Source organism: Streptomyces sp. JH34 (assembly GCF_029428875.1).
Taxonomy (GTDB): domain Bacteria; phylum Actinomycetota; class Actinomycetes; order Streptomycetales; family Streptomycetaceae; genus Streptomyces.
The window spans coordinates 2628362-2650964 of the sequence record NZ_JAJSOO010000001.1 but is presented as its reverse complement, the minus strand read 5'-3'; the positions used below and the strand labels follow the sequence as shown (position 1 = coordinate 2650964).

The 22603-nt window shown below is 70.6% G+C and carries 18 protein-coding genes; 6 read left to right on the top strand and 12 right to left on the bottom strand.

Going from position 1 to position 22603, the window contains the following annotated elements; genetic code table 11:
- Positions 1–30: 30 nt before the first annotated feature.
- Positions 31–1068, bottom strand: a complete 1038-nt coding sequence (mgrA, locus tag LWJ43_RS11440) for an L-glyceraldehyde 3-phosphate reductase (protein ID WP_277332175.1) — start codon at positions 1066–1068, stop codon at positions 31–33.
- A 206-nt stretch (positions 1069–1274) separates the two neighbouring features.
- Between mgrA and LWJ43_RS11435 the strand changes: the two genes are divergently transcribed.
- The 4 genes from LWJ43_RS11435 to LWJ43_RS11420 all read left to right on the top strand — a co-directional run bounded on the left by LWJ43_RS11435 (position 1275) and on the right by LWJ43_RS11420 (position 6328).
- Complete coding sequence (locus LWJ43_RS11435) at positions 1275–2036, top strand: isoprenyl transferase (RefSeq protein ID WP_277335863.1); 762 nt, start codon at positions 1275–1277, stop codon at positions 2034–2036.
- A gap of 337 nt (positions 2037–2373) precedes the next feature.
- A complete protein-coding gene (locus tag LWJ43_RS11430; protein ID WP_277332174.1) occupies positions 2374–3696 on the top strand; it encodes a PhoH family protein in 1323 nt (440 codons plus the stop codon).
- A 389-nt stretch (positions 3697–4085) separates the two neighbouring features.
- Complete coding sequence (locus LWJ43_RS11425; RefSeq protein WP_277332173.1) at positions 4086–4790, top strand: aggregation-promoting factor C-terminal-like domain-containing protein; 705 nt, start codon at positions 4086–4088, stop codon at positions 4788–4790.
- A 131-nt stretch (positions 4791–4921) separates the two neighbouring features.
- Entirely contained in the window at positions 4922–6328 is a 1407-nt protein-coding gene (locus LWJ43_RS11420) for an AI-2E family transporter (RefSeq protein ID WP_277332172.1), read from the top strand.
- A 123-nt stretch (positions 6329–6451) separates the two neighbouring features.
- On the opposite strand, the gene LWJ43_RS11415 is transcribed toward LWJ43_RS11420, so the two are convergent.
- Both LWJ43_RS11415 and LWJ43_RS11410 read right to left on the bottom strand, forming a co-directional pair.
- Positions 6452–6988, bottom strand: a complete 537-nt coding sequence (locus LWJ43_RS11415; RefSeq protein WP_109881012.1) for an alkyl hydroperoxide reductase — start codon at positions 6986–6988, stop codon at positions 6452–6454.
- 12 nt (positions 6989–7000) lie between these two features.
- Positions 7001–7555, bottom strand: coding sequence for a peroxiredoxin (locus LWJ43_RS11410; protein ID WP_014154322.1), 555 nt, complete (start codon positions 7553–7555; stop codon positions 7001–7003).
- 132 nt (positions 7556–7687) lie between these two features.
- Here LWJ43_RS11410 and LWJ43_RS11405 point away from each other — a divergent pair, with 132 nt between their 5' ends.
- Positions 7688–8647 carry a hydrogen peroxide-inducible genes activator gene (locus LWJ43_RS11405; RefSeq protein ID WP_277332171.1) on the top strand — a complete coding sequence of 320 codons (960 nt, stop codon included), beginning with the start codon at positions 7688–7690 and terminating at the stop codon, positions 8645–8647.
- 51 nt (positions 8648–8698) lie between these two features.
- On the opposite strand, the gene LWJ43_RS11400 is transcribed toward LWJ43_RS11405, so the two are convergent.
- From LWJ43_RS11400 to LWJ43_RS11380, 5 genes are all read right to left on the bottom strand, one after another.
- A complete protein-coding gene (locus tag LWJ43_RS11400; protein ID WP_277332170.1) occupies positions 8699–11035 on the bottom strand; it encodes an ABC transporter permease in 2337 nt (778 codons plus the stop codon).
- Positions 11032–11718, bottom strand: coding sequence for an ABC transporter ATP-binding protein (locus tag LWJ43_RS11395; protein ID WP_277332169.1), 687 nt, complete (start codon positions 11716–11718; stop codon positions 11032–11034). Before LWJ43_RS11395 ends, LWJ43_RS11400 begins: the two co-directional genes overlap by 4 nt.
- Entirely contained in the window at positions 11715–12239 is a 525-nt protein-coding gene (locus LWJ43_RS11390) for a PadR family transcriptional regulator (protein ID WP_277332168.1), read from the bottom strand. Before LWJ43_RS11390 ends, LWJ43_RS11395 begins: the two co-directional genes overlap by 4 nt.
- Positions 12240–12342: 103 nt before the next feature.
- Positions 12343–12609 (bottom strand): type II toxin-antitoxin system antitoxin, encoded by a 267-nt coding sequence (locus tag LWJ43_RS11385; protein ID WP_277332167.1) that lies wholly within the window; start codon positions 12607–12609, stop codon positions 12343–12345.
- Positions 12606–13577 (bottom strand): SPFH domain-containing protein, encoded by a 972-nt coding sequence (locus LWJ43_RS11380; RefSeq protein ID WP_277332166.1) that lies wholly within the window; start codon positions 13575–13577, stop codon positions 12606–12608. Before LWJ43_RS11380 ends, LWJ43_RS11385 begins: the two co-directional genes overlap by 4 nt.
- Before the next feature lie 222 nt (positions 13578–13799).
- Between LWJ43_RS11380 and LWJ43_RS11375 the strand changes: the two genes are divergently transcribed.
- The gene (locus LWJ43_RS11375) at positions 13800–16031 is read left to right on the top strand and encodes a transglycosylase domain-containing protein (RefSeq protein WP_277332165.1); all 2232 of its coding nucleotides are present in this window, start codon (positions 13800–13802) and stop codon (positions 16029–16031) included.
- Between the two features lie 78 nt (positions 16032–16109).
- Here the strand turns inward: LWJ43_RS11375 and LWJ43_RS11370 are convergent, their stop codons facing one another.
- The 4 genes from LWJ43_RS11370 to LWJ43_RS11355 all read right to left on the bottom strand — a co-directional run bounded on the left by LWJ43_RS11370 (position 16110) and on the right by LWJ43_RS11355 (position 22439).
- Positions 16110–18056 (bottom strand): ATP-binding SpoIIE family protein phosphatase, encoded by a 1947-nt coding sequence (locus LWJ43_RS11370; protein WP_277332164.1) that lies wholly within the window; start codon positions 18054–18056, stop codon positions 16110–16112.
- 382 nt (positions 18057–18438) lie between these two features.
- Positions 18439–19158 (bottom strand): cytidylyl-2-hydroxypropylphosphonate hydrolase, encoded by a 720-nt coding sequence (fomD, locus tag LWJ43_RS11365; RefSeq protein ID WP_277332163.1) that lies wholly within the window; start codon positions 19156–19158, stop codon positions 18439–18441.
- A gap of 44 nt (positions 19159–19202) precedes the next feature.
- A complete protein-coding gene (locus tag LWJ43_RS11360) occupies positions 19203–20606 on the bottom strand; it encodes a class II fumarate hydratase (protein ID WP_277332162.1) in 1404 nt (467 codons plus the stop codon).
- A gap of 165 nt (positions 20607–20771) precedes the next feature.
- Positions 20772–22439 (bottom strand): fumarate hydratase, encoded by a 1668-nt coding sequence (locus LWJ43_RS11355; protein ID WP_277332161.1) that lies wholly within the window; start codon positions 22437–22439, stop codon positions 20772–20774.
- Between the last annotated feature and the right edge of the window lie 164 nt (positions 22440–22603).

Below are 22603 nucleotides of genomic sequence, written 5' to 3'. Positions count from 1 at the left end.
CGGGGAATTCGGAGCCGGGAAGGCCAGGAATCAGCTGCGGTTGGCCCAGATGTTGGTGCTCGCGGTGTCCACGGCGAACGTGTCGATCTCCTTCAGCTCGGCGGCGGTCAGCGCGGGCGCGGCGAGCGCGGCCACGTTCTCCTCCAGCTGCTTCACACTCGACGCGCCGATGAGGGCCGAGGTCATGCGGCTGTCCCTCAGGACCCAGTTGAGCGCCAGCTGGGCGAGGGACTGCCCACGCCTCTGTGCGATGTCGTTCAGCCCGCGCAGCCGGCGGACCATCTCGTCGGACAGCAGATCCGGGTCCAGGGACTTGCCCTGACTGGCGCGTGAACCCTCGGGGATGCCCGCCAGGTACTTGCCGGTGAGCAGCCCCTGGGCGAGCGGCGCGAAGGAGATGCAGCCCATGCCGGCCGTCTCCAGCGCGTCGAGCAGCCCGTCGGACTCCACCCAGCGGTTCACCATCGAGTAGGACGGCTGGTGGATCAGGGCGGGCACCCCCATCTCCCGGAGGATCCGGGCAGCCTCGGCGGTCTGCTCCGCGTTGTAGGAGGACACGCCCGCGTACAGCGCCTTCCCCCGGCTCACCGCGGAGGCGAGGGCGCCCATCGTCTCCTCGAGCGGAGTGGAGGGGTCGAAGCGGTGGGAGTAGAAGATGTCGACGTGGTCGAGGCCCGTCCGCCGCAGCGAGGCGTCGAGCGAGGACAGCAGGTACTTGCGGGATCCCCACTCGCCGTACGGGCCGGGGTGCATCCGGTACCCCGCCTTGGTGGAGATGATGATCTCGTCCCGGTACGGGGCGAAGTCCTGGTGGAAGATCTTGCCGAAGTTCAGTTCGGCGGAGCCGGGCGGCGGGCCGTAGTTGTTGGCCAGGTCGAAGTGGGTCACACCGAGGTCGAAGGCGCGGCGCAGGATCGCCCGCTGGGAACCCAGGTCGCGGTCGTCGCCGAAGTTGTGCCAGAGGCCGAGCGAGACGGCGGGCAGTTTGAGCCCGCTGCGGCCGGTACGGCGGTACTCCATGGAGTCGTAGCGCGACGCGTCGGGGAGGTAGGAGAGGGAATCAGTCACGTTTCACTCCTTATCACGGACTTGTGACAGGCCGGGTTGGGCCCCCGTGACCCGTCCGCAGTAATGTGGCCGCTTCGGGACATGCCGGTCCGCAGCGCGAGAGCGCGGTGTGCGGACCGCACGGTGATCCCCCGGGGGGCGGCCCCGGACCCCCGCCGAGGGGGAGCGCGGGCCAGGGCCCGTACGGAACCGAGAGGGTGAACTCAGTGAACTTGCGCGACCTGGTGTACGGGCTCTACGCACGCCGGGTGGGAGGCCGCCTGGATCACGACCAGGTGCCCAAGCACATCGGAGTCATCCTCGACGGCAACCGGCGGTGGGCGAAGGCGTCCGGCGGTTCGGCCGTGCAGGGGCACCAGGCCGGGGCGGACAAGATCTCGGAGCTGCTCGGGTGGTGCAGCGAGACCGACGTCGAGGTCGTCACGCTCTGGCTGCTGTCCACGGACAACTTCGACCGGCCCGAGGCGGAGCTCATCCCGCTGCTCGGCATCATCGAGAACACCGTCCGCCAGCTGGCGTCCGACGGGCGGTGGCGCGTCCACCACGTCGGCACGCTCGACCTCCTGCCGTCCAGGACCCAGACCGTCCTCAAGGAGGCGGAGGAGGCCACGGCGGGGGTCGACGGGATAATCGTCAACGTCGCCGTCGGCTACGGCGGACGCCAGGAGATCGCGGACGCGGTCCGCTCCCTCCTCCTCGAACACTCCTCCCGCGGCACCACCTTCGAGGAGCTCGCCGAGGTCGTCTCCACGGACCTCATCTCCGAACACCTCTACACCCGCGGCCAGCCCGACCCGGACCTCGTGATCCGTACGAGCGGGGAGCAGCGGCTGTCGGGCTTCATGCTCTGGCAGAGCGCCCATTCGGAGTACTACTTCTGCGAGGTCTTCTGGCCGGCCTTCCGCAAGGTCGACTTCCTGCGCGCCCTGCGTGACTACGCGGCGCGCCACCGGCGTTACGGGGCCTGAGGGCGCACCGCGTACCGGCCTTGCGGCCGGAGGACGGCGGCGGCGCCCGGACGCACCTTGTCGCAGGCCGGGGCATGGCTTCGCGTGTTCGAGGGAATACAGCTCTCAGGTCGACGTCCGGTCAGTAACCAGGCGGATGTCGCAGCCAAGTGAGCGGCACCCAGCCCGCTCGCCCGGGAGGCCCTTTGCACACGAAGGACCGCACACCGTGCGGCCGACGCGCAGAGCCGGTGTTCGGCCCGCGCACGGGGCCCGAACCCGGTCCGTCCTCTCCCTTCGGGAAGTTCCGCGACCTCCGTCGCACTCCCCGACCTCGTCCGAGGGGGTACGTCCTTCCGTGGTGACCAGCAACAAGCGCCGCATGCCCGACAGGCGCACCTACGTTCTCGACACCAGCGTCCTGCTGGCCGACCCCAAAGCCATGACCCGGTTCGACGAGCACGAAGTCGTGCTGCCGATCGTCGTGGTCACGGAGCTGGAGGCCAAAAGGCACCACCCCGAGCTCGGATACTTCGCCCGGCAGGCCCTGCGCCTGCTGGACGACTTCCGGATCCGGTACGGCCGGCTGGACGCCCCGATCCCGCTCGGGGACCTGGGCGGGTCGCTCCGTGTCGAACTCAACCACTCCGATCCCGGCGTCCTGCCCGCCGGCTACCGGTTGGGGGACAACGACTCACGGATCCTCGCGGTCGCACGCAACCTGCAGGCCGAGGGGTACGACGTCACCGTCGTCTCCAAGGACCTGCCGCTCCGGATCAAGGCGTCCTCGGTCGGCCTCCTGGCCGAGGAGTACCGCGCCGAACTCGCCGTCACCGACTCCGGCTGGACGGGGATGGCGGAACTGACCCTCGCCGCGGACCAGGTCGACCTGCTGTTCGGCGAGGAGAGCCTGTACGTCCCCGAAGCCTCCGAGTACCCCGTGCACACCGGGCTGGTCCTCCAGTCCGAGCGCGGCAAGGCGCTCGGCAGGGTCACGGCCGAGGGCAACGTACGCCTCGTCCGCGGCGACCGGGAGGCCTTCGGGATCCACGGCCGCAGCGCCGAGCAGCGCATCGCGCTCGATCTGCTCCTGGACCAGGACATCGGGATCGTGTCCATGGGCGGCCGGGCGGGCACCGGCAAGTCGGCCCTGGCGCTCTGCGCGGGCCTGGAGGCGGTGCTGGAGCGCCGGCAGCACAAGAAGGTGATGGTCTTCCGGCCGCTGTACGCGGTCGGCGGACAGGAGCTCGGCTATCTCCCCGGCAGCGAGGCCGAGAAGATGAGCCCCTGGGCGCAGGCCGTCTTCGACACGCTGTCGGCGGTCGCCGGGCGCGAGGTCATCGAAGAGGTGCTCGGGCGCGGGATGCTGGAGGTCCTGCCGCTCACCCACATCCGGGGCCGTTCACTCCACGACGCGTTCGTGATCGTGGACGAGGCGCAGTCCCTGGAGCGGAACGTCCTGCTGACCGTCCTGTCCCGCATCGGGGCGAATTCGCGGGTGGTGCTCACCCACGACGTGGCGCAGCGGGACAACCTCAGGGTCGGCCGGTACGACGGAGTCGTCGCCGTGGTCGAGAAGCTGAAGGGGCATCCGCTCTTCGCGCACGTCACGCTCACCCGGTCCGAGCGTTCGCAGATCGCCGCGCTGGTGACCGAAATGCTGGAGGACGGCCACATCTGACCCTGAACGTCCCGTAGATGCCGCCCGGCGAGCGAAGGAGCTTAGCCGGGCGGCATCGTGTTGCGCCGTCATTTCCGAAAAAGTTGTGCGCCAAACGGGGTGTGAGCTTTCACACGCAACACAGAATTGCAACGCGCCGTGTCCTTCCGGCAGAGTCTTGCTTCCGTCAGGCCCCGCATACGGCACTTGGGCACCTCCAGAGGCGCCACGCACCACACAACTCAACAATCGCCGTCCGTATGCCGCCCGCGAGTACCACGTGGCGCTCCCGTGAGGGAGCGCCCACCGGGCCCGTGCCTCCCGTGACCCAAGCAGTAGGGAGGCCAGTGTCAGGGGGCACGATTGCGCCCGCGAGGTCACCTAAGCGGGCGATGCTGGAAGGACACCATGTGAGCCGGATCTCGGTCCGGGGGTTCGCCGTGGCATCTGCCACCGCGGTCACCACCGTTGGCGCCGTCGTAGGCGTTGCGTCGGGCAGCACTCCCGCTGTCGACGACAACAACTTCGAGGCGGCCGCAGCCGACACCACGCTGCTCGCAGACATCCCCGCGGGCCAGCAGGCCCAGGTCCAGACCGCTTCGCTGACGCAGCAGGCCGACGCCCAGGCGTCCGCGGCCGACGCGGCGGCGAAGAAGTCGGCCGAGGAGACGGCCCGCATCCAGGCCGCCAAGGACGCCAAGTCCAAGAAGCAGGCGGCCGAGGACAAGCTGGAGGCGGAGCGCGAGGCCAAGGAGAAGGAGGCCGAGCGTGCGAGCCGGTCCTCCGTCCGCGACGCCTCGTCCTTCTCGGCACAGGGCTCCTACTCGGTGGCCGAAGTACAGGCGATGGCCCGGCAGATGATCCCCGGCGACCAGTTCCAGTGCTTCAGCAACATCGTGAACCACGAGTCGACCTGGAACTACCGGGCGAGCAACCCGTCGTCCGGGGCCTACGGTCTCGTGCAGGCGCTGCCCGGCTCCAAGATGTCGTCCGCCGGCGCCGACTGGCAGACCAACCCGGCCACCCAGATCAAGTGGGGCCTCAGCTACATGGACGGCCGCTACGGCAGCCCGTGCGGCGCCTGGTCGTTCTGGCAGGCCAACCACTGGTACTAGGACCCCGCGAGGTCCAGCGACCGACTTCGAGATGCCCCGCACCGCTCCACGGTGCGGGGCATCTCGCGTGTACGGTCGATCCGGACATCTCCGGGGGCGTGCGGGGAGCGAACGGGGGAAGGGAACGATCCATGTCAAAACTTCCGGGGTGGCTCGGTCGGCTGGGCGCCGAACTCACCGAGATCGGGGCGCGACTGGAAGAACGCCGCGCCGAGGACGAACGCCGGGCCGACGAGAACGCCGTGAGCGTCTCGTCGTCGACGATCTCCACGGTGGCCACCGAACAGGTGCCGCGCCCGCCCGCGTACGCCCCCGCCGTGGCGGCGAGACCCGACCCGGTCTCCGCGATCCCCTGGGGGATGCGCGTCGCGGCCGAGGCGGGCTGGCGGCTGCTGGTCCTGGCGGGCACGCTATGGATCCTGATGCGCGTCATCAGCGCCATCCAGCTGGTCGTCCTGGCCTTCGTCGCCGCCCTGCTGGTGACGGCGCTGCTCCAGCCGACCGTCGTGCGTCTGAGGCGGCTCGGGCTGCCGCGCGGGCTCGCCACCGCGGTGACCGCCGTTCTCGGCTTCGTGATCATGGGCCTGGTCGGCTGGTTCGTGGTGTGGCAGGTGATGGACAATCTGGACACGCTGTCCGACCGCGTCCGTGACGGCATCGACGAGCTGAAGCGCTGGCTCCTGGACAGCCCGTTCCACGTCACCGAGTCGCAGATCAACGACATCGCCAAGAACCTCAGTGACACCATCGGCACCAACACCGAGGAGATCACCTCCGCCGGGCTCCAGGGTGTCACCGTGATGGTCGAGGTCCTCACCGGGCTGCTGCTGGCGATGTTCTCGACGCTCTTCCTGCTGTACGACGGCAAGCGCATCTGGCAGTGGGTGCTCAAGCTCGTGCCGGCCCAGGCCAGGCCGGGTGTCGCGGGCGCCGGGCCGCGTGCCTGGCGGACGCTGACGGCCTACGTGCGGGGCACGGTGATCGTCGCCCTGATCGACGCGATCTTCATCGGGCTCGGGATCTACTTCCTCGACGTGCCGATGGCGGTCCCGCTCGCCGTCTTCATCTTCCTCTTCGCCTTCATCCCGCTGGTCGGCGCCGTGGTCTCCGGCGCTCTCGCCGTGGTCGTCGCACTCGTCACCCAGGGCGTGTTCACCGCCCTGATGGTGCTGATCGTGGTCCTCGCCGTGCAGCAGATCGAGGGCCACATCCTGCAGCCCTTCATCCTCGGCCGGGCCGTACGCGTCCATCCGCTGGCCGTGGTGCTGTCGGTCGCGGCCGGCGGCATGATCGCCGGGATCGGCGGCGCCGTCGTCGCCGTGCCCTTGGTGGCGGTGACCAACACGGTGGTCGGCTATCTGCGTTCGTACGGGCAGGACCCGGCCGCGCTCCAGGGGCCCGGGCCGCACGGCGCCACCGCTCTCTCGGCCGTGCCGCCGAAGCAGCCTCCGGCCCCTGCGGACGCCCCGGTGGCCGGAGCCGCGGACGACCGCGGCGGCGAGGGCGCGGACCGGTCGCCGGACGACCGGAAGCAGTAGGACACGGCGGCCCGGACGCCGGGGAGGCGGCCGGGCCCTTCCCGCGCCGGACGCGGACACGAAGAAGGGCCCCGTCGACGGTCGGTCGTCGACGGGGCCCTTCCCGTACAAATGTACTGCGGGTCACTGACCGGCGAGCACGGCCTCGGAGTCGAGGGTCACGCCGACCGCCTGGATCACCGAAGCGATCTTGACGGCTTCCTGGACGGTCTCACGGTCGACACCGGCCTTGCGCAGCACCTGCTCGTGCGAGTCCAGGCACTGGCCGCAGCCGTTGATCGCGGAGACGGCGAGCGACCACAGCTCGAAGTCGACCTTCTCCACGCCCGGCTTGCCGATGACGTTCATCCGCAGGCCGGCACGGAGGTTCCCGTACTCGGGGTCCGACAGCAGGTGCCGGGTGCGGTAGAAGACGTTGTTCATCGCCATGATCGCCGCGGCCGACTTCGCCGCGGTGTACGCCTCGGCGGAGAGGTTGGCCTTGGCCTCCGGCTCCAGCTCGCGCAGCACCTTCGGTGAACGCGAGGCGATCGCGCAGGCCAGGACGGTGCCCCACAGTTGCTGCTGCGGGAGCTCGCTGTTGCCGATGACCGAACCGAGGTTCAGCTTCAGGTCCTTGGCGAAGTCCGGTATGGCGGACTTCAGTTCGTCGAGTGCCATGTCGGTATCAGCTCACTCGCCGGAGAGGAGGGCGACCGGGTCGAGGGTGTTCTCGCCCTTGGTCCAGTTGCAGGGGCAGAGCTCGTCGGTCTGCAGGGCGTCGAGGACCCGCAGGACCTCCTTGGGGTTACGGCCCACGGAACCGGCGGTCACCATCGTGAACTGGATCTCGTTGTTCTGGTCGACGATGAAGACGGCGCGCTGGGCGAAGCCGTCCTCGCCCTCGATGCCGAGGTCACGCATGAGCTCGTGCTTCGAGTCGGCCAGCATCGGGAAGGGCAGGTCGGTCAGGTCCGGGTGGTCCTTGCGCCAGGCGTGGTGCACGAACTCGGAGTCGCCGGAGAAGCCCAGGACCTGCGCGTCACGGTCGGCGAACTCGTCGTTCAGCTTGCCGAAGGCGGCGATCTCGGTGGGGCACACGAAGGTGAAGTCCTTCGGCCACGCGAAGACGATCTTCCACTGACCCTCGTAGGTCTTGTGGTTGATCTGCTCGAACTCCTTGCCGCTCTCCAGCGACACACAAGCGGTCAGGTCGAACTCGGGGAACTTGTCACCGACAGTGAGCACGCGCACTCCTTGCTGCGTAGGAACTCCCCTTTTGAGGGCGTTCCTGGGGGTTGGACTGCCCCCACCTTGGCACACAGTGCATTGATCGCGGAAATAGCTACACTCGGTCGGGATGATCGGAGGTGCCTATCAGTGGCGTATGTAAATCAGGTCAATAGGGTCAAGCAGCCCAGCCTCTCGCAGCTGCGCGCCTTCGCGGCCGTGGCGGAACATCTGCACTTCCGGGACGCGGCGGCAGCAATCGGTATGAGTCAGCCGGCACTCTCCGGAGCGGTGTCCGCGCTCGAGGTGGCACTGGGTGTCCAGCTCATCGAGCGTACGACCCGCAAGGTGCTGCTCACGCCCGCGGGGGAGCGCCTCGCGGTGCGGAGCCGGGTGGTGCTGGAGGCGCTCGGCGAGCTGATGGAGGAGGCCGAGGCGGTACGCGCGCCGTTCACCGGGGTGCTCCGGCTCGGTGTGATTCCGACGGTGGCCCCGTATCTGCTGCCGGCCGTGCTGCGGCTGGTCCACGAGCGCTACCCGGACCTCGACCTCCAGGTCCACGAGGAGCAGACCTCCTCGCTGCTGGAGGGGCTGGCGGCCGGACGGCTGGACCTGCTGCTGCTCGCCGTGCCGCTCGGAGTGCCGGGCGTCACGGAACTGCCGCTGTTCGACGAGGACTTCGTGCTCGTCATGGAGAAGGAACACCCTCTCGCGGGGCGCACCGGCCTGCCGCGCGAGACGCTCCGGGACCTGCCGTTGCTGCTGCTCGACGAGGGCCACTGCCTGCGCGACCAGGCGCTGGACATCTGCCGGGAGGCAGGGCGCACGGCGGGGGCGCCGGTGACGACGACCGCGGCGGGGCTCTCCACGCTGGTGCAGCTCGTCGCGGGCGGGCTGGGGGTGACCCTGCTGCCGCGCACGGCGGTGACGGTGGAGACCGGGCGCAACGAGGCCCTGTCCACCGGGTACTTCACGGATCCGGCGCCTTCACGGCGGGTGGCGCTGGCCGTGCGGACGGGCTCGGCGCGGCACGAGCAGTTCGAGGAACTGGCGGACGCGCTGCGCGGTGCCATGGGGACGCTGCCGGTACGGATGTCGGAGAAGGGGTGAATGCGCCCCCCGGCGCACTCACTCCTCCGGCTCACTCGGAGTCTTCGGGTGTCACTCCGTACGCAGCCCGTCCGGGCGCATCAGACGCCACAGAAGGGGGAGCGAGAGCAGGGTCACGGCCACGACGAGGGCCGCGCCCGCACCCGCCATCGGCAGGAACAGCGACCACCGGGTCACCGTCTTGGCCAGCATCCAGGTCATGGCGGCACCGAGTCCGAGACCGCCCGCGATCGCGACCAGGAGGCCGGCGGTCATCGGCACGGCGGTCTGCCAGAGCACCGACCAGCCGAGGGTGACGCGCCTGGTGCCGAAGGCGACCAGGACCGACAGCAGCCGCTTCCGCTCCCGGAGCTGCTCCAGCTGCGAGATCAGCATCGAGGCGGCGATGAGGAGGAGCGTCGCCACCGCGCCGGACCGCAGGCCCGTCTGCACGCTGGCGTACTGGCGGTCGCGTTCCGTCGAGGCCAGGGTGGTGACGCGCATGCCGGGGTCGATCCGGGCCGCCGTGTTCCGTACGTACTCGGAGACGTCCTCCACGCCGTCGTCGACCTTGATCTGGGCGATCGTCCGGGCGCTCGGCAGGCTGCGGGGGTCGACGGCGCCGACCGTCGCCATGATGCCCGAGTGCTCCTCGCCGATCGGGTCGCGGCTCGTCGTGACCGTGGCCGCGTCCGCGGGCAGGGTCCACCGCACCGACTCGGCCCCCGGGTCCCATTCGACGGAGGAGTTGAGCTCGATCTCCTCGCCCTTGCGCGCGGTCTCGTCGACCCAGTCGCTCAGCTCCTTGTCGCCCCGGGGGTGGACGACGAAGGCGTCGCCCTCCTTGCAGGAACGGATCTCGGCGAGCTCCTTCAGGGTGCCGCAGTCGCCGACGGTCAGGGAGGTGGTGGGCGTGACCTCGTTCTCCCCGAACGTCCCCGGCCTGACCACGTAGGTCTCGACCGTGCCGATGACGCGTTCCACCCCCTCGGTGGCCCGGAACTCCTCGATGGTCCGGGCGGCGGCTTCGCCGGTGACCACCTCCGAGGAGGTGTGGAACCGGGCGCGCGAGGGGTCCTGGCCCGTCATCGTCCGGAACTCGTCGCCGACCGCCGCGAACAGCATCTGGAGGGCCACCGCGCCGGCGACGGCGACGGTGATGCCGCTGACGGCCCGGGACGCCGCGCCGCTGTTCAACTGAAGCCGGCGCACCGCCAGCTGCCAGGGCAGCGGACCGCCGTGCAGCCTGCTCACACAGGCCTCGAGCAGCCAGGGCAGCAGCAGCGCGAGCCCGAACAGGACGAGTACGGCACCGGCGGCGATCGGATACGGGTTGACGGTCATGTCTGCCTCGACCCTGCCCGTCAGTCCCAGGACGGTCAGGCCCAGGGCCGGCACCAGCAGACGCCACCAGACGCGGCGCCGGCGGTTGCCCGTGCCGCGCATGACACCCAGCGGTTCGACGGCCACCGCGCGCATGGCGACCAGTGTGATGAGCACGGCGCACAGCGGCACCGCCACGGCGATGAGTGCGGCCTGCCAGGGTGCGGGGGTGAGGTCGGACGGGAAGACGCTGAGGTTCCACAGCTCGATGTCGCCGACGAATCCGCGGCCCACCAGGAAGAACACCAGCCCCGCCAGCAGTCCCAGCAGCGAGCCGAACAGCGCCTCGCCCGCCGCGATCCGGCGTGTCGTCCGGATGTCGGTGCCCACCAGGCGGAGGGCGGCGAGCCGGCGGTCGCGGCGCTCGCCGCCGAACCGCACGGCGGTGGCGATGAAGATCGCGACGGGCGCCAGCAGTACGACGCAGATCAGGATGACGAGGACGACCAGGACGGGTGTGAGCGGTTCGCCCGGGGTGTCGTCGCCGTAGCCGGCCAGCCGGTGCCCGCCGGCGTCGCGGGTCAGTGAGTCGCTGCCCACGTAGAAGTACAGCTCGTGCGGGGAGCGCAGACCGGTGTCCGCGATCGTCGAGGTGACCCGGTACGGCAGCCGTTCCCTGAGGAGCGCACCGCCGGGAGAGGCCAGCAACTCGCGGAGGGCGGGCGAGGCCGCCATCTCGCCGGGTCCGGGGAAGGCATCGACCCCGGGCGGCACAGCCGGGTGTGCCCCCTCCGCGCGCATCAGGAACCCGCCGACCGTCCGGCCCCGGTACGTCGTCGCCGCGTTGACCCGCAGGACCGTGGTGTCCGACTTCGGGACGTCGGCGTCGCGCGACGCCGGGACCTCGGCACGGGCCTGGTCGCGCGAGGAGCGCTGGTCGAGCAGATGGGGCACGGACGCCGCTGCCAGCAGCAGTGCCACTCCCAGTCCCACCCCGACGGCGGTCAGCGCGGTCCGCGCCCAGCCCTCACGCCCGCCCGCGGCGGCGAAGCGCAGGCCGAGGCCGAGGTCGCGCAGCCAGGTCATACGGCGTGCTCCAGGTCCCGGCAGCGGCCGTCGCGCACGACGACGTCGCGGTCCGAGTACGCGGCCACGCGCGCCTCGTGGGTCACGAGCACGACGGCGGTGCCGGCGGTGCGCGCGGACTCGGTGAGCAGTTCCATGACCCGCTCGCCGTTGAGGGAGTCCAGCGCGCCCGTCGGCTCGTCGGCGAAGATCACCCTGGGGGTGGCCACCAGGGCACGGGCCACGGCCACGCGCTGGCCCTGCCCGCCGGACACCTCGCCGGGGCGCTGGGCGGCGACGTTCTCGACCTCCAGGCGCTCCATCCACTCCAGGGCGGTGCGCTCGGCCTCCTTCCGCTTGACGCCGTCGAGGCGGAGCGGCAGGGCGACGTTCTCGACGCAGGTCAGTTCGGGGACGAGCTGGCCGAACTGGAAGACGAAACCGAAGTCGCTGCGGCGCAGGGCGCTGCGCTCGGCGTCGGACATCGCGGACAGCTCGCGGCCGCCGTAGGTCACGGTGCCCGAGTCGGGGGTGACGATCCCGGCGAGACAGTGCAGCAGGGTCGACTTGCCGGAGCCGGACGGGCCCATGACGGCGACGACCTCGCCGGGGTGGACGGAGAACGAGGCGCCGTCGAGCGCGGGGGTCGAGCCGTAGGTCTTGTGGAGGTCGTGGGCGGCGAGCAGGGAGCCGGTGGGAGTCACGGGAGGACCACCTCGGCGAGCCGGCCGAGACGCGCGGAGGTCAGTTCCAGCCAGCGCAGATCGGCTTCGAGGTGGAAGAGAGCGTGGTCGCAGATCAGCTGGTCGGCGAGGTCGCCCTTGCGCTTGCGGTCGGTGAGGACGCGCATCAGGCGCAGGTGCTCGGAGCGCTGGGCGTCCAGCAGGTCGGCGGCGTCGCGGCCGGTGAGCAGGGCGAGGACGACCTTGGTGTACAGGGTCGACTGGAGGTAGGGCTCCGGCTTCTCGGGCTGTGCGAGCCAGGCGGTGACGTCGGTGATGCCGGCGTCGGTGATGGCGTACCGCTTGCGTTCGGGGCCGCCGTCGGACTCGACGCCGTCGACCTCGACGAGTCCGTTCTTCAGCAGGCGGGACATGGTCGCGTAGACCTGGCCGTAGTGCAGGGGGCGATCCTGGCCGAACTTCTCGTCGAAGCTGCGCTTCAGGTCGTAGCCGTGGCGGGGGCCGGACTCGAGGAGCCCGAGGAGTGTGTGACCGATTGACATGCCGCGCACAGTACACGGTGTGTATACATCGCATGTATACGGGCCGCGGGCTGCGGGAGCTGGGAACGGGCGGTGGGGGCGGGCCGCCGGCCCGCCCCCACGCTCACTCCACCGCTCCGGGCGGCTCCGGCGGGGCCTTCGGCGGTCGGCCCCTGCGTGCGATCGGGGCCGCGCCGCCGGGGAGCCTGCCCGCCTCCGCGAGGGCCCGCCGCAGCAGGAACTCGATCTGCGCGTTCGCGCTGCGCAGCTCGTCCGAGGCCCACCGGGCCAGCGCGTCGTGCACCGCGGGATCCAGCCGCAGCAGCATCTGCTTGCGGGCGGGGCCGCGCCGGGGCGTCCGGCCGGGGGGAGGGGCCGCGTCGTCGGTCACTGGTAGAGCGTGCCCGTGTTCAGGACCGGCTGGGCCGCACGGTCACCGCACAGGACCACCATCAGGTTGCTGACCATGGCGGCCTTTCGCTCGGAGTCGAGTTCGACGATGTCCTGCTCCGCGATCCGGGTCAGTGCCATCTCGACCATGCCCACGGCGCCCTCGACGATCTGCTGACGGGCGGCGACGACCGCGCCCGCCTGCTGCCGCTGCAGCATCGCCGAGGCGATCTCGGGGGCGTAGGCGAGGTGGCTGAAGCGGGACTCGATGATGCGCACGCCCGCCGCCTGCACCCGTGCGGTGAGCTCGACCGCGAGCTTCTCGGTGATCTCCTCGGCGTTGCCGCGCAGGGAGAGGCCGCCCTCCTCGTGGGCGTCGTACGGGTACTCGATGGCGATGTGCCGGACGGCCGCCTCGGTCTGGGTGGCGACGAACTCCAGGAAGTCGTCGACCTCGAAGAGCGCCTGTGCGGTGTCCTCGACCTTCCAGACGACGATCGCGGCGAGCTCGATCGGGTTGCCGTAGGCGTCGTTGACCTTCAGGACGGCGGTCTCGTGGTTGCGGACCCGGGTGGAGATCTTCCGGCTGGAGGTCAGGGGGTTGATCCAGCGCAGGCCGTCCGCCCGGATCGTGCCGACGTAGCGTCCGAAGAGCTGGATGACCCGCGCCTCGCCGGGAGCGACCATCTTCACACCGCTCATGCAGAAGAACGAGGCGATGGTCAGGAGCAGCCCGAGGATGAAGAGCGGGACGCCGGTGCCGTTGTGGCCGTCGGACCCGAGGACGCCCCCGACGATGCACAGGGCCACGCCGAGGAAGACTCCGAGGACGGTCAGCAGGAGGCCGACGCCGCCGGGGATGGAGTGGGCGACCGTCTCCCTGACCTGCGGTGCGGGCATCTCGGGAGCGTCCGGCGTCAGGTCGGCGCCGGGGCCGGGCGTGCCGGGAAGGTCGTGCGGTGCGGACATGGATCCCCCGTTTCGAGCGGCATAGCGCCGCGCTAGCAATGTGATTACACATTATCGCGCCTCGCAACCTTGCGCATCCCTCGCGAGTCGGTTCCTTCGGGACCGGGTGCTGATTCTCACGTCCGGAAAAGACCGGATCGCCCGCCATTTGTCCAGGCTTTCGGTGTTAGCTGGCAGGTCTGACCGGAGCGGTACGAGCAGAAGAACAGGAGCACCACAGCGATGGGTCGAGCGGACGCGCGGCGAGCCCAGGGGCGAGAAGCCCGCCGGGCCAAGGGCGGTGGCATACGCCGGCTCTTCACCTGGCGGAAGATCCTGGGCACGTTCTTCGGACTCTGCCTGCTCGGAATGGGAGCCCTCGCGGCGCTCTACATGTACGTCGACGTGCCGGAGGCCAACGCCCAGGCCGAGAAGCAGAGCAACGTCTACAAGTACAGCGACGGCACACTTCTGGCCCGGAGCAACTCCGAGGTCAACCGGGAGATAGTCGACCTCGACGTCGTACCCAGGAGCGTCCAGCACGCCTTCGTGGCCGCCGAGAACAAGTCCTTCTACCGTGACCAGGGCGTCGACCTGAAGGGCACCGCGCGCGGCCTGTTCAACACGGTCACGGGCAAGGGCAAGCAGGGCGGATCCACGATCACCCAGCAGTACGTGAAGAACTACTACCTCACGCAGGACCAGACGGTCACCCGCAAGCTCAAGGAGCTGGTGATCTCCCTCAAGGTCGACCAGCGCACGAAGAAGGACGACATCCTCGCCGGTTACCTCAACACCGTGTACTACGGACGCGGTGCGAGCGGCATCCAGGCGGCGGCGCAGGCCTACTACGGCGTCGACGCCAAGGACCTGGACACCTCCCAGGGCGCCTACCTCGCGGCCCTGCTCCAGGCCCCCAGCCAGTACGACTGGGCGAACGCGACGCCCACCGGCAAGAAGCTCGTCAAGGAGCGCTGGGCCTACACGCTGAACAACATGGTCGGCGAGGGCTGGCTCGACAAGGCCGAGCGGGACAGGATGACGTTCCCCGTGCCGAAGTCGCCCAAGGCCGCCCCCGGGATGGAGGGACAGACCGGTTACCTCGTCGAGGCCGCGAACGACGAGATGAAGCGGCAGGGCGTCACCGAGGAGATGCTGGACGCCGGCGGCTGGACCGTCACCCTCAACATCGACAAGAAGCGGCAGAAGCAGCTCGAGAAGTCGGTCGACCGGCAGCTGGAGAGCCAGCTCGACCGGAAGGACAACAAGGTCGACGCGACCGTCCAGGCCGGCGCCACGTCCGTGGACCCGAAGACCGGCAAGGTCGTCGCGCTGTACGGCGGTGTCGGGGCCACCGAGCACTGGTACAACAACGCCACCCGGCAGGACTACCAGCCGGCCTCCACCTTCAAGCCGCTCGTGCTCGCCTCCGCCCTGGAGAACGAGTCGACCACCCAGGACGGCGACCTGATCGGCCTGAACACGGTCTACGACGGCACCAGCAAGCGCCCGGTCGTCGGCAGCGACACCCCGTTCGCCCCGCAGAACGAGGACGACGTCAGCTACGACAGCCCGACCGTCCAGAGGGCGATGGACAAGTCGATCAACTCCGTCTTCGCGCAGATGGTCGTCGACGTCACCCCGGCCGCGGTGAAGAGGACCGCGCTCGACATGGGCGTACCGGACAAGAACTTCCCCGAGCGACCCGCGATCACGCTCGGCACCATGAACGCCTCGACGTGGGACATGGCCGGGGTGTACGCCACCCTCGACAACCACGGCAAGAAGGTCACCCCGGCCATCGTGAAGACCGCGGAGCACCGTGACCGCACCATGGAACCCGTGGACGGTGTGGGCGGTCAGGCGATCAGCCGTGCGTCCGCCGACACCGTGACGAAGGCGCTGACCGAGGTCGTCGACCTCGGCTCCGGACGCGAGGCGAACACCTCCGCCTACGACGCCGCGGGCAAGACCGGCACCTCCGAGAACAACAAGGCGGCCTGGTTCGCGGCCTACACCCCGGAGCTCACGACGGTGGTCGCCCTCTACGGCGAGTCCCCCAAGGAGGGCGGCGGACAGGTCAGCCTCACGGGCACGGCCAACTCCGGCCGGGCCAACGGCGGTGGGTTCCCCGCGAAGATCTGGGCCGACTACACCCTGGACGCGCTCGGGGGAGGGTCGGACGCGACCTTCGACCTCCAGGGGGTCGAACGCGGTGAGACGGCAGTGACCGAGACGCCCTCGGCCACCCCCTCCGAGACCCAGGAGCCGTCCGAGACGCCCAGTGAGGAGCCGACGCCCTCGGAAACGCCGTCCGAGACGCCGACCGAGGAGCAGCCGACGCCCTCCGACACCCCGAGCCAGACGCCCACCTCGACGCCGAGCGGGACGCCCAGCACCACGACGGATCCCGAGGACGGCGGCGCCCAGCCGCCCGGCGAACGGCCGGGCGGCGACACCCTGCTGGGGCAGTAGCGGCCACCTGCGGGGGCCACGCGTGAGGGGCGGTGCCGGCCGGCACCGCCCCTCATCCGTGTCCACGGGAAGGCACCCTCAGCGGGTGGCCATCTCGAACCAGACCACCTTGCCCGTCGACAGCCGGGTCGCCCCCCACCGCCGCGCCAGCCGGTTGACCAGGAACAGCCCGCGTCCGCCCTCGTCCGTCTCACGGGCCCGCCGCTGACGGGGCAGCTGCGGGGCGTCGTCGCCCACCTCGCAGCGCAGGATGTCCGTACGCAGCAGCCGCAGCGTCACCGGACGCTCCGCGTAGCGCACGGCATTGGTCACCACCTCGCTGACCAGCAGCTCCACCTCGTCCGAGAGGTCGTCCAGACCCCAGCGGCTCAGCGCCCTGCGGGCCAGCCTGCGGGCCCGGCCGGGGGCCGCGTCCTCCGGCTCCAGGAACCAGTAGGCGACATCGCTCGGCGCGATCCCGTCGAACCGGGCGGCGAGCAGCGCGATGTCGTCGTCCCGGTCGCCCGGACCGAGCATGTCCAGCACGTCGTCGCAGAGCGCCTCCAGCGGCGGCGAGTGGTCCGGACCGGTCAGCTGCGCGGTGGTGGCGAGCCGCTCGCGCAGGATCTCGATGCCCGTCCAGACGTCCCGCAGCCGCGACTCCACCAGACCGTCCGTGTACAGCAGCAGCGTCGCCCCGGCCGGCGCGTCCAGCTCGACGGCCTCGAAATCGACCCCGCCCACACCGATCGGCGCACCCGGCGGCACCCGCAGCACCTCCGCCCGGCCGCCCAGATGCAGCAGCACGGGCGGCGGGTGGCCGGCGTTGGCGATGGTGATGCGGTGCGCGACGGGGTCGTACACCGCGTACAGGCAGGTCGCCATGCGGTCGCTGCCGAGCCGCTGCGCCTGCTCGTCCAGGTGGTGCAGGACCTCCTGCGGAGGCAGGTCGAGGCCGGCCAGGGTCTGGGCCGTGGTGCGCAGCTGGCCCATGATCGCCGCCGACGTCATGGAGTGCCCCATCACGTCACCGACGACCAGCGCGACCCTGCTGCCGGGCAGCGGGATCGCGTCGTACCAGTCCCCGCCCACCCTGGCCGTCTCGGCGGCCGGGAGGTAGCGCGAGGCCAGCCGCACACCCGTCGGCTGCGGAAGCGAGTCGGGCAGCATCGTGCGCTGCAACTCGTCGGCGATGTAGGCCTCACGCCCGTACAGCACCGCCTTGTCGATGCCGAGCGCGGTGTGCGTGGCCAGCTGGGCCGCGACCAGGAGGTCGTTGGCCTCGAACGGCGGACGGTCCGGACCGCGCAGGAAGACGGCGGCACCGATCACCCGGCGCCGGCCGCGCAGCGGAGCCAGGATCGCGCGGTGCCCGGTCGGTACGGTCCGGCCGGCACCCAGCAGCTCCGGCAGGGCGACGCGGGCCGCGGCGGAGTCCCCGAAGACGGGCCGCACCCCGCGCAGCACCTCGGCGAGCGCGCCGCCCGCCCGGATCTCACACAGGTCGGCGGCGGGCAGCAGCCCCGCCTGCGAGCCGGCGACGGGCAGTCGCAGCCGCTCGCCCTCCGGCCCGCCGTCGCTCTCCTCGCCGGTCAGCCGCAGCCTGTCGGTACGCCGCAGCCGCAGGACGAACGGGGTGGCCGGCCGTTCGTCTCCGACGGGGAGCGGGTCGCGGAGGTAGACGAGTATGGCGTCGGAGAACGTGGGTACGCTCGCCCGGCACAGACCCAGCACGATCTCGTCCAGGTCTATGCCGCGCGCGATCCGGCGGGTCGCCGCGCCGACGAAACGCAACCGGTCGCCCTCGCGGCGGGCCGGCGCCTGGGAGTCGGCGGCGGGTCCGGTCGCGTCCGCCGCGCCGGGCACAGGATTCGGCACCGCGTTCGGTACCGGGCCCTTCGCCGTGTTCGGCACGGGAGAGGGGCCGGGGATCGCGGCCGTGGCAGCGGCGCCCGGTGGGGCCTCCTGCTGCCGGGGCCGGGCGCGTTCCTGCGGCCGGGCGGCGAGAGGCTGCCGGCCTTCGTGGGAGGTGGGATGCTCCGTCACGCGTGGGATTCCGTCCGTCCGGGCCGGTTGTATGAGGCAATCACCTCGGGGGGCTGCGCCACTGTGCCCCGGCAAGAGCGGTGAGAACAACGGCTGTCACCGGATGCCCTGGGAAATGGGGCCGAAACCGGGTACCCGGCAAGGTGGCCGGTACGAGGTCTTCCGATGGCCGGGCAGCGGACAGCGTGCATGTCTCCACCCCCTCGCAGTGGTTCGTGCGCCGCGTGACCCAACGGCTTCGTGGACCGTGTGACTCGTGCGACGCGTTCGGTGACTGGTGGTCAGGCCCCGTGCCGGTCACGCCGGTTGTGGCCTGTCGTTCCGGCGGAGCGGTTCATGGAAGGCGATCCTACGTTTGCCCCCCTGGGGTGCATCAAGGGTCTCACGACGGGGTTGTGGCGGGGGTGCGGTCCCAGTCATCCGGCAGCGGGGGGACCTTCCACCGGGGGTCGGGCCGCCAGTGCTCCCAGCCGTCGCTGAACGGCGCGCCCCACCGCTGGATGACCTCGACCGCGGCCAGCCCCGCCTCGCGCACCCTTCGGGCGGTGGTCCCGTCCATCAGCCCGACCCGCTGCGCCTGCGCGAACTCGTCCTCGTCGAGCCACTCCCAGCTGTGGTCGGGGCGCACGGAGATGTCGAGGAAGTGGTCCTGCGAATCGACCCCGCCCGCCCAGCGGGACCGGGGCTCCTCGAGGTTGACGTACCAGTTGCGGAAGAGCCAGCCACGGTCCCAGAACAGCCAGACCGACCAGGGGTCGCCCGGCCGTGCGAGCTTCAGCACGCCCGAGCCGAACCACCGGGAACGCACCGTCGTGCGGGGGCGGGTGTACCGGGTGGCGAGCGGCTCGGCGTGCACCTGGGTCCCGTCGGCGAGGACCGGCCGCACACACTCGGTGCCGGACGCCATCCACACGGCGAGGAGGTCGTCGGTGTCCTGGACGACGGTGACCGGCCGGCAGATGTGGACCGCGCTGCCGCCGCCGTCACCGGGCTCCCCGTTGGCCCGGTAACGCCAGAGGATCCGGTCCCCCGGCGCCCAGCGCACGCCGTCTCCCGCACCCGCCCCGGAGCCTGCTCCCGTACCCGCTTCCGTCGCTGTCATGAAGAGATCTTAGTGACGCGCCCGCCGGGGCGGTGCGTTACACGTCAAGGCCTGGTCATCCGCAGCACGTCCAGGGCCTCGTCGAGCTGCTCCCGCGTCAGGTCGCCGCGCTCGACGTAGCCCCCGGCCAGCACGGTCTCCCGGATCGTCGTGCCTTCGGCCAGCGACTTCTTGGCGACCTTCGCCGCCTCCTCGTAGCCGATGTACTTGTTCAGCGGGGTGACGACCGACGGCGAGGACTCCGCGTAGCGCCGCGCCCGTTCCGCGTCGGCCGTGATGCCGTCGACCGTGCGGTCGGCGAGCAGGCGGGAGGCGTTGGCGAGCAGCCGCACCGACTCCAGCAGGTTCTTGGCGATCACCGGGAGCATCACGTTGAGCTCGAAGTTGCCGGCCGCTCCGGCCGCGGCGACCGTGGCGTCGTTCCCCGTCACCTGGGCCGCGACCATCAGCACGGCCTCCGGGATGACCGGATTGACCTTGCCCGGCATGATCGACGACCCGGGCTGCAGGTCGGGGAGGGCGATCTCGGCGAGCCCGGTGCGGGGCCCGGAGGCCATCCAGCGCAGGTCGTTGGAGATCTTGGTGAGCGACACGGCCACCGTGCGGAGCTGGCCCGAGGCCTCGACGAGCCCGTCCCGGGCGCCCTGTGCCTCGAAGTGGTTCCGGGCCTCGGTGAGCGGCAGGCCGGTCGTGCGGGCGACCTCCGCGATGACCGCGGCGGAGAAGCCGGGGGGCGTGTTGATCCCGGTACCCACCGCCGTTCCGCCCAGGGGGAGTTCGGCGAGCCGGGGGAGCGAGGCGCGCAGCCGCTCGACGCCGTGGCGGATCTGCGCCGCGTAGCCGCCGAACTCCTGGCCCAGGGTGACGGGCGTGGCGTCCATCAGATGCGTACGGCCCGACTTCACGATCTCCGAGAATTCGGCCGATTTCCGCTCCAGGGACGCGGCCAGGTGTTCGAGCGCCGGAATCAGGTCGGCGGTGACGGCCGCCGTCGCGGCGATGTGGATGGACGACGGGAACACGTCGTTCGACGACTGGGAGGCGTTGACGTGGTCGTTGGGGTGGACGTCACGCCCGAGACGCTCGGTGGCGAGCGTGGCCACGACCTCGTTGGTGTTCATGTTCGAGGACGTGCCCGAACCCGTCTGGAACACGTCGACGGGGAAGTGCTCGTCCCAATGCCCCGCCGCCACCTCGGCGGCGGCTTCCTGGATAGCCTCCGCGACGTCCGGATCCAGCACCCGCAGCTCGGCGTTGACCTTGGCCGCGGCGGCCTTGATCCGGGCGAGGGCCTCGATGTGGGCCCGCTCCAGCCGTTGCCCGGAGATGGGGAAGTTCTCCACCGCGCGCTGCGTCTGGGCACGCCACTTGGCGTGCGCGGGCACCTTCACCTCGCCCATCGAGTCGTGCTCGACGCGGTACGTCGTTTCCTCGGCCGATCCGTCCATGGTGTCCAACCTCCTGATGCAGATGAGCGCCCGGCGCGCTCCGCGTATTCCCCGGGCCGCCGTCCGCCAGAAGGTATCCGGAGCGTGCCCGGCAACCGGCCGGACACGACGGAGGGGTGCCCGGCCACCGGCTGGGCACCCCTCCGTCGGTCACTGCCGGGAAGATCAGCCGAGGCCGGGACCGCGGACCGGGATGCTGGTGAACGTCGGCGCCGGGGCGGGCTCGGTGAAGAAGTCGTTGCCCTTGTCGTCGACCACGACGAACGCCGGGAAGTCCTCGACCTCGATCCGCCAGACCGCCTCCATGCCGAGCTCCTCGTACTCGACGACCTCGACCTTCTTGATGCAGTCCTGGGCGAGACGGGCGGCGGGGCCGCCGATCGAGCCGAGGTAGAAACCGCCGTGCGCGTCGCACGCGTCCGTGACCTGCTTGGACCGGTTGCCCTTCGCGAGCATCACCTTGGAGCCGCCCGCCGCCTGGAACTGCGCGACGTAACTGTCCATGCGGCCGGCCGTCGTCGGGCCGAAGGAACCGGACGCGTAACCCTCGGGGGTCTTCGCCGGGCCCGCGTAGTACACCGGGTGGTCCTTGAGGTACTGCGGCATCTCCTCGCCCGCGTCCAGCCGCTCCTTGATCTTGGCGTGCGCGATGTCGCGCGCCACGACCAGCGGACCGGTCAGCGAAAGACGGGTCTTGACCGGGTACTTGGTCAGCTCGGCGAGGATCTCGTCCATGGGGCGGTTGAGGTCGATCCGCACCACGTCACCGGACTCGTCCAGGTGCTCGTCCGTGGTGTCCGGGAGGAAACGCGCCGGGTCCTTCTCCAGCTGCTCCAGGAACACGCCCTCGGCGGTGATCTTCGCGGTCGCCTGACGGTCGGCCGAGCAGGACACGGCGATGGCGACGGGCAGCGAGGCGCCGTGCCGGGGGAGGCGGACGACCCGGACGTCGTGGCAGAAGTACTTGCCGCCGAACTGGGCGCCGATGCCGATCTTCTGGGTCAGTTCGAAGACCTTCTGCTCCAGCTCCTCGTCCCGGAAGCCGTGACCGGTCGGGGAACCCTCGGAGGGCAGCTCGTCGAGGTAGTGCGCGGAGGCGTACTTCGCGGTCTTCAGCGCGAACTCGGCCGACGTGCCGCCGACGACGATCGCCAGGTGGTAGGGCGGGCAGGCCGCCGTGCCCAGCGAACGGATCTTCTCCTCCAGGAACTTCATCATGGAGTCCTCGTTGAGGACCGCCTTCGTCTCCTGGTAGAGGAAGGACTTGTTGGCCGAACCGCCGCCCTTCGCCATGAAGAGGAACTTGTAGGCGCCGCCGTCCGTCGCGTACAGCTCGATCTGCGCCGGGAGGTTCGAGCCGGTGTTCTTCTCGTCCCACATGGTCAGCGGGGCCATCTGCGAGTAGCGCAGGTTGAGCTTCGTGTACGCGTCGAAGATGCCGTGCGACAGGGCCTCCTCGTCACCGCCCTCGGTGAGCACGTTCTGGCCGCGCTTGCCCATGACGATCGCCGTGCCGGTGTCCTGGCACATCGGGAGGACGCCCGCGGCGGCGATGTTCGCGTTCTTCAGGAGGTCCAGCGCGACGAACTTGTCGTTCGACGAGGCCTCGGGGTCGTCCACGATGCGGCGCAGCTGCGCCAGGTGGGCGGGCCGCAGGTAGTGGGAGATGTCGTGCATCGCCTCGGCCGCGAGGGTACGCAGGGCCTCCGGAGCCACCTTGAGGAACGTACGGCCGTCGGCCTCGAAGGTCGAGACGCCCTCGGCGGTCACCAGCCGGTACGGCGTGGTGTCCTCTCCCAGGGGGAGCAGATCGGAGTACGCAAACTCTGGCATTACGGCCATTCCTCACTCGGCGACAGCGGCTGGCCTCCCTCGGGCAGCGCATCCACCAGGGTAGAACCCCCGGGGCCCGCCGGGTCTGTGAGGTAAGGCTCACCCGGACCACCCGGACCTGCCGTCCGAACCGGCGGCCGGAATCCAGGGAAGGCCGGTGAGGC

Coding starts and splice junctions, on each gene's coding strand:
- LWJ43_RS11420 (WP_277332172.1), top strand. CDS start 4,922: ATGTCAAAACTTCCGGGGTGGCTCGGTCGGCTGGGCGCCGAACTCACC.
- LWJ43_RS11415 (WP_109881012.1), bottom strand. CDS start 6,988: ATGGCACTCGACGAACTGAAGTCCGCCATACCGGACTTCGCCAAGGAC.
- LWJ43_RS11400 (WP_277332170.1), bottom strand. CDS start 11,035: ATGACCTGGCTGCGCGACCTCGGCCTCGGCCTGCGCTTCGCCGCCGCG.
- LWJ43_RS11390 (WP_277332168.1), bottom strand. CDS start 12,239: ATGTCAATCGGTCACACACTCCTCGGGCTCCTCGAGTCCGGCCCCCGC.
- LWJ43_RS11380 (WP_277332166.1), bottom strand. CDS start 13,577: ATGTCCGCACCGCACGACCTTCCCGGCACGCCCGGCCCCGGCGCCGAC.
- LWJ43_RS11375 (WP_277332165.1), top strand. CDS start 13,800: ATGGGTCGAGCGGACGCGCGGCGAGCCCAGGGGCGAGAAGCCCGCCGG.
- fomD (WP_277332163.1), bottom strand. CDS start 19,158: ATGACAGCGACGGAAGCGGGTACGGGAGCAGGCTCCGGGGCGGGTGCG.
- LWJ43_RS11360 (WP_277332162.1), bottom strand. CDS start 20,606: ATGGACGGATCGGCCGAGGAAACGACGTACCGCGTCGAGCACGACTCG.
- LWJ43_RS11355 (WP_277332161.1), bottom strand. CDS start 22,439: ATGCCAGAGTTTGCGTACTCCGATCTGCTCCCCCTGGGAGAGGACACC.